This is a genomic window from Lujinxingia vulgaris (assembly GCF_007997005.1).
Lineage (GTDB): Bacteria > Myxococcota_A > Bradymonadia > Bradymonadales > Bradymonadaceae > Lujinxingia.
In genome coordinates, this window is record NZ_VOSL01000101.1 from 1 (window position 1) to 6,702 (window position 6,702).

General features: G+C 66.8%; 4 protein-coding genes. 1 reads left to right on the plus strand and 3 read right to left on the minus strand.

Annotated elements, in window-relative coordinates; translation table 11 throughout:
- Positions 1 to 298 (minus strand): hypothetical protein (locus tag FRC96_RS16185; RefSeq protein ID WP_230470338.1); only part of this gene is annotated, 298 nt, incomplete at its 3' end.
- 419 nt (positions 299 to 717) lie between these two features.
- Here FRC96_RS16185 and hisC point away from each other — a divergent pair.
- Positions 718 to 1,896 (plus strand): histidinol-phosphate transaminase, encoded by a 1,179-nt coding sequence (gene hisC / locus FRC96_RS16190; RefSeq protein WP_230470339.1) that lies wholly within the window; start codon positions 718 to 720, stop codon positions 1,894 to 1,896.
- 135 nt (positions 1,897 to 2,031) lie between these two features.
- Here hisC and FRC96_RS16195 read toward each other — a convergent pair whose 3' ends face one another.
- Positions 2,032 to 4,644, minus strand: a complete 2,613-nt coding sequence (locus FRC96_RS16195; RefSeq protein WP_230470340.1) for a M16 family metallopeptidase — start codon at positions 4,642 to 4,644, stop codon at positions 2,032 to 2,034.
- Positions 4,645 to 4,777: 133 nt separating this feature from the next.
- The coding region (locus tag FRC96_RS16200; protein ID WP_230470341.1) for a biosynthetic peptidoglycan transglycosylase at positions 4,778 to 6,702 on the minus strand (1,925 nt) is incomplete at its 5' end.

Genomic DNA, 6,702 nt, shown 5'->3' on the forward strand with positions numbered 1-6,702 from the left:
GGGGCTGGCCGACCGGCCGCGCGCCCGGACGTGCGGCCGAGGGTCGAGGGCGGGTGGTGCGGGTGGTGCGCCGCTCGCTGCGGTCGCGTCGTGAGCGCCGGCGATCACTGCGCTCGCTGCGCTCGCTGCGATCGCGTCGCTGCATCTTATGGCGCCGCGGCGCATCTTCGTCACGCGACTCGCTAAGGACATCGCCCGGGCCGGCCTGGGCCTCGCGCATTACGCCGACGTGAACCAGAGGCACGCTGACCATGAGCGCCAGGGCGAAGGTGATCGGCTTTAGCAGGGTCGAGTTCATGAGGAAGCTCCGGGTAGGTGCGAGGTTGGCGCTCTCGCCGTCGTTTTGGCGACGTGGCTCTGGCGCCGTGGGTCCGGTCGGGCTCGATGGTACTGACGTGTCGCCCGGCGGAGTATTCAACAAAGGTTGCGCGTTGGGCGGTTTGGAAAACGCGAGACTTGCGCGCGTTTGTAGAGAAGTGTAGGTGGGCCCCCGCCCTCAGCGCAAATAGCGCGCACGGGCGACACAAAAAGGTGCCGGGCAAAAACTTGGCACGGCGCTGATTGCGTCGACAATGGCGATGAATCTTTTGAAGGGGTTTTCGTCCCCTTCTTGACGCTGGTGAGTCATTATGCCATACCACCGCAGTTTCAAGCGGGCCCTGTTGGCCGGCTTGGTTGCTGGTCGAATCGAAGTTACCAGCGATGGTTGAGGGACGTATGTCGAATGCCAATTTGGACTTACGCATGGTGGATGTAGCGAGCAAAGAGGGTGAGCGAGAGGCGCAACGGTTGCGGGCGGTGCCCCAACCTGCGGCTCGTATTGATGTCGCTCCCACCATTCAGGCGCTGACCCCCTATGAGGCGGTGAGCAGCCAGGCGGCCATTGAGGCGCAACCTGATCATCGCACGGTGTTCAAGCTCGACTGGAACGAGTCGACCATTGAGCCGAGCCCGCGGGTGACGGCGGCGATTGCGCAATACCTGACCCACGGTCGGGGGCTGAACTGGTACCCCCGTCTGGGCAGTGTGGAGCTGCTTGATGCGCTTGCCGACTACACCGGCGTGAGCACCGACTCGCTGCTCGTGACCAACGGCAGCGACGACGCTCTGCACCTGATCTGCTCGACCTATCTGGATCGGGGCGATGACGTGGTCATCCCGGTGCCCACCTACAATCACTTTATGGTGTTCGCGCAGAGCCGCGGCGCCAACGTGATCACGGTGCGCGGTGAGAGCGCGTTTGATCCGAACCTCGAGGGCATCCGCGCGCAGATGACCCGCAAGACGCGCCTGCTCTACCTGGTCAGCCCCAACAACCCCACCGGGATGGTCTTCGATCCGGAGGTCGTGGCCGCGTTCTGCCGTGACTTCCCCGAGACGATCGTGGTGCTCGATGAGGCCTACTTCGAGTTCAGCCAGGTCACGGGTGTGAACCTGGTGCGTGAGTTCGACAACCTGATCGTAACCCGCACCTTCTCCAAAGCCTTCGGGCTGGCGGGGCTTCGGGTGGGGTACCTTGCGGCGTCACCGGCGCTGGTCGACGGACTGCGTCGGATCTACAACCCCAAGAGCGTCAACTCGCTCGGGCAGATCGGCGCCATTGCCGCGCTGGGTGACCTCGACTACCTCAACGCCTTCCTGGCCGAAGTGCGAGAGTCCAAGCGGATGCTTGGTGAGTTCTTTGAGGCCCGCGGGGTCGAGGCGTACATCACCTCGGCGAACTTCGTGGTGGTGCGCGTGGCCAACATCGCCGGCACCCTCGAGGCGCTGGAGTCGCGCGGTGTGTATGTGCGCGACCGCTCCAGCTACCCCGGTCTGGAGGGTTGCCTGCGCATGAGCGTGGGCACCGTCGAGCAGACCGAGCGGCTGCTTGAGCGCATCGACGACCTCTTCTGATAGTTAGCACGATCCGGCCGGAGCGTTCTGGCCGAGAGTATGATGGAACGCAAAGAAGCGCGGCTCCTTGAGGAGCCGCGCTTCTTTGCGTTTGGGAGAAAAGCGCGCCCCGAAGGGGCGCGTATCGCATGAGGATCAGCCCTTGAGGAGGTCGGGGTCGATCTGGACCTCGGAGGGGTGGGTGATGGCGACGACCATCTTCTGCGGATCGAGGTAGGTCTCGATGACGCGGTTGAGGTCCTCGGCGCTCAGCGCGCTGAGGCGGTCGCCGTAGTCGAGCGAGCGGCGGTAACCCAGACGGTAGAGCTCGTCGAGGCCAAAGGTCATCGCGCGGGCGCTGTTGCGCTGCAGGCCGATGTCGTGGTTGCCGATGAGGTAGCGTTTGGCGCGCGCGATCTCGTCCTCGGTAGGCGGCTCGGTGCGCAGGCGCTCGATCTGCTCGCGGATGCCGAGCACGGCCTGTTCGATCTTCTCGGGGCTGGTGCCGATGCGCACGGTGAAGGCGCTGGCGTCCAGGCCCACGATCGCGCTGGCGAACACGCTGTAGGCCAGGCTCTGGCGATCGCGAAGCTCGTAGAAGAGGCGGCCGCCCTGGCCGGAGAGCACCGCGTCGATCAGCTCGAGCGCGTCGGCCTCCGGGCTGCCGAGCAGCGGGGCGGGGAAGCCGGCGATGATGTGGGCCTGCTCCTTCTCCAGGGGCAGGCTGACCAGCATTGGTTGCTCAAAGGAGGGGGCCGGCGCGATCGCGGGCATCTTCACCGAGGCGCTGTGCGGGCGCACGAAGTAGCGCTCGACCAGGGCCACGGTGTGGTCAATGTCGACGTCGCCGACCACCGAGATCACCAGCTGGCCGGGGTTGCGCCGCTCGGCCAGGTAGTCGCGGAGCTGCTGTGCGGTGAGCTGCGTGAGGCTCTCTTCGGTGCCCAGGATCGGGTAGGCGTAAGGGTGGTCGCCAAAGAAGGTGCGGGCGAAGAGCTCGTAGTTGACCGCGCCGGGCTGGTCCTGGCGCGCGCGCAGCTTCTGCAGCTGCAGCTTGCGCACCCGCTCAAACTCCTCATCGGGGAGGGTGGCGCCGTTGAGGACGTCGGCGAAGATGTCAAAGCAGCGATCGAAGAAGCGGGTCAGCCCGGTCATGCCCAGGCCAAAGGAGTTGCGACCGGCCAGGCCGCCGATGGAGGCGGCCATCGACTCGACCTCCCTGGCCAGTGCCAGCGAGCTGCGCTCTTCGGTGCCCTCGGTGAGGAGCTCGGCCAGGATCTGGTTGAGGCCGGCGCTCTCGGGCGTCTCGTAGCGCAGGCCGCCCAGGGTGAGCGCGCGCATGGAGAAGGTCTCCACGCTGCGGTCCACCTGCACGATGAGGGTGGGACCATCGGGGATCTCGACGCGCACAAAGCCCTCGTCGTCGGCGGTGGCGCCGGCGTCGACGACCTCGTGTTGCACCCGCGCGTGCGCCTCCTGAGCGCTCTTCACCAGGGCCTCTTCGCCGATCGCCGGCTCGCTGCTCGGGCTGAGCAAGGCCACCGAGGTGTTGTCGAGGCGTAGGTAGGTTTTGGCGACCCGCTGCACATCGGCCGGGGTCACCTGGCGCAGGCGCTGGTAGTAGAGCTGCTCAAACTCCGGGTCGCCGGCGACCATCTGGTAGTGGCCGATCTTCATGGCCAGCCCCTCGATGGTCTGCTTGCCGTAGATGGCCTGGCTCTCAAGCAGCGTCCGAGCGCGCTCGACGTCGACCTGGTTGGGGGCGACTTCGCCAAAGCGGAAGGTCTCTTCGAGCACGCGCTTGAGCACGTGGTCCGGGGCCGTCTCGGAGCGGGCGGCGTCGAGTTGGAAGTCGGCGCCGATGAAGAAGAGCCCGGCCTCGCGGGGGCTGTAGGCGCTGGCGTAGATGGCGTTGACCAGCTCTTCCTCGCGTTCGATGACGCGGTAGAGGTGCGCGGCGTCGCCGTAACCCAGGATGATGCTGAGCACGTCGAGCGCGGGGATATCTTCGTGGACGGCTTCCGGGATGTGGAAGGCTACGCGCAGGTGGTTTTGCTGAATGTCGCGCTGGCGCGCGCTCACCCGCACGCCCTGCTGGGCAGGCTCCGAGGGGCGGACCACCGCGCTGTAGTCGTAACCGTCAAAGTCGCCGAAGTAGCGCTCCACGAGCGCCTTCGCCTCGTCGATCTCAAAGTCCCCGGCGAGCACGACGGCCATGTTGGAGGGGACATAATGCTTTTTGAAGAAGGCGTGGACGGCGTCGCGATCGAAGGAGTCGACCGACTCCGAGGTGCCGATAACCGGGAGGCGGTAGGGGTGGGTGGTGTAGGCGGTCTCAAAGAGCTGCTGGGTGGCGACGCGGGAGGGGTTATCCTCGCCGCGTTTGATCTCTTCCTGGATGACCTCAAGCTCGCGGCCCAGCTCCTCGGCATCGAAGGAGGAGTTGCGGATGGCGTCGGAGAGGATGTCGAGGCCGGTCTCCATAAAGCGGCTGCTCATCACAACGTAGTAGCAGGTCTGATCAAAGGAGGTGAACGCATTGATATGACCTCCGGCCGACTCGATCTCGCGGGCCAACTCGCCGACGCTGCGGCGCTCGGTGCCCTTAAAAAGCATGTGCTCGTGCACGTGGGCCAGGCCGGCTTCAAAGGGCTCTTCGTCGGCGCTGCCCACGCCCACCCACACATTGCAGGCGACCACCGGGGCGGTGGCGGTGGGCTGGAGGAGGACGGTCAGGCCGTTGTCGAGGGTATATCGGGTAAGTTCCACCGGGAGGCTCCTGAAGTTTGGGGGCGCATGAACAGAAAGGGGCGCGAAAGCCTGCAAGTTCTAATCACGATGGGGGCAGGTGGCAATCATGGCCGGGCGGTGAGCGCCCGGCGATCCCCCTGTGGCGGGTCGTTCACGGCGAGGGGCGCTGCGCGCTGCGGCGAAGCCGCTCGCGGATCTCCTGCTGGCGCTCGCGTTCGGCCTGGCGGGCCTGACGGTAGCGCTCGCGCTCGAGCTCGACTCGGGCTTCGGGCCAGGTCACCACGTAGGGGGCCATCGCGGCGGCCTGGGCCGGGTTTAGGTAGTTGTAGTCGACCAGGCGCTGGCCGATCTCGGCGGTGCGCTCGATCCACCAGCCGCGCTCCGGGGTGCGGCCGCGGCGCATAAGGCGCGGGCCCTCCCAGGGAGCGGGCTTGAGGTTGGCCAGGAAGATGGCTTCGAGCGGGGTGAGCTCGCGGGCGTCTTTCTCAAAATAGAAGCGCGCGGCCGGGCCGATGCCGTAGACGTCCGGAGCGAACTCAATGACGTTGAGGTAAAGCTCGAGCACGCGCTCTTTGGGCACGATCTCGTCGATGCGCCAGCCGATGATCACCTCCTGGATCTTACGAGAGAGGGTCTTATCGCGGGTCAAAAAGAGGTTTTTGACCAGCTGCTGGGTCAGCGTGGAGCCGCCGTAGACGTAGCGCGAGCGCGAGATGTTCATGCGCAGCGCTCGGTTGATAAGCGCGGTGGAGAGGGCGCGGCTGGAGTAGAAGAGCATGTCTTCGCTCAGGTACATCGCGCCGCCCACATAGCCCGGGAGCTCGTCGAGGGGCACGTAGCTGGAGGTGCCGGGGCCGACGCGGATGTTGGCGTCTTCGCTGACGCCTTCCTCGACTTTTTTGATGAAGGGACCGTTGAGCCAGCCGACGTCGCGGCGGTAGCGATGCCAGTCGGGGAGGGGCTCCTCCTCGGCGGGCTGGGGTGTGGGGCCGAAGAGCAGAAAGTCGCCGACGAGCTCGTGGCGCGCCGGGGGGACGCTCTCGGGGGTGGGGTCATCGTCGGGGCGGGCGATCAGGGTGCGGCGCGTGGGGTAGACGCGGGCGCGCTCCATATTGAAGGCGACCTCAGCGCGTTCGGCGTAGGGGATGCGCAGGCCGGTAAAGCGGCAGGGGGTCTCTTCAAAGCCGCTGATACGTACGCGCACCCGGGAGAGCTCTTCGGCCAGGATCAGATCGAGGGAGGGGGTGACATCGCCCTCGACGCGCGCGTTGGCGACGACGCCGAGCAGGGCTTCGGGGACGGCGCCCAGCAGGCTCTGGCAGGCGATCTCGCCAGGGGAAGAGAGCTTCAGGCTGAGGGCGCGTTCTCCGGGTTTCAGATCCAGAGAGGCGTCGAGGCGGGCGTCGACGCCGCGGAAGCTCACGCGGGCGTCTTCGGTGGAGAGGGCGGGGCGGTCGATGTTGAGCCAGCCCTGGCCGTGGGCGTCGAGGTTGAGCCCTTCGAGGCGTTCATCGGCCAGGGCCTCGGTGTCGATCCAGCCCTCCGAGAGGGAGAGGGCGGCGCGCAGGGCGTAGCCTCGCTCGGGCTCCAGGGTGTCGGGCAGGGCGTCGAAGCCGGCAATGGCTTCGATAAAGACGTCCAACTCCCCGCCATACTCACCTCGGAAGCCGCGGCGCGGCAGGGTGCGCTGGGTGGTCAGGCCGGGGAGGGCGTCGAGGCTGACGCCTTCAAGGTGCACGCGGGCATAACGGGGCAATAGCGAGGCCGGATGCAGGATGAGCCGGGCCAGCGCGCGGCCACGTTCGGAGTCGGCGAAGGCGTCGAGCTGGCCCCGGTGCCAGCGCAGCGTGGCGTTTTTCAAAAGCATCTGGGGCGCGTCATCACCGGCGTCGGCTTCACCGGCGTCGACTTCACCGGCGGCCGGCGGCAGCACAATGGCCCCCTCGCTGGCCAGGAGTTCGGTGGCCCAGGCCGCAGCCCTCAACAGGTCGACCAGCCCGCCGCGGCTCGCCTCCGGGGTTGCGCGTGCGCTCCCGCCCTCGGACGGCTCCCGGGCCGCGCGCAGTAGCGCGACGC

Coding starts and splice junctions, on each gene's coding strand:
- hisC (WP_230470339.1), top strand. CDS start 718: ATGTCGAATGCCAATTTGGACTTACGCATGGTGGATGTAGCGAGCAAA.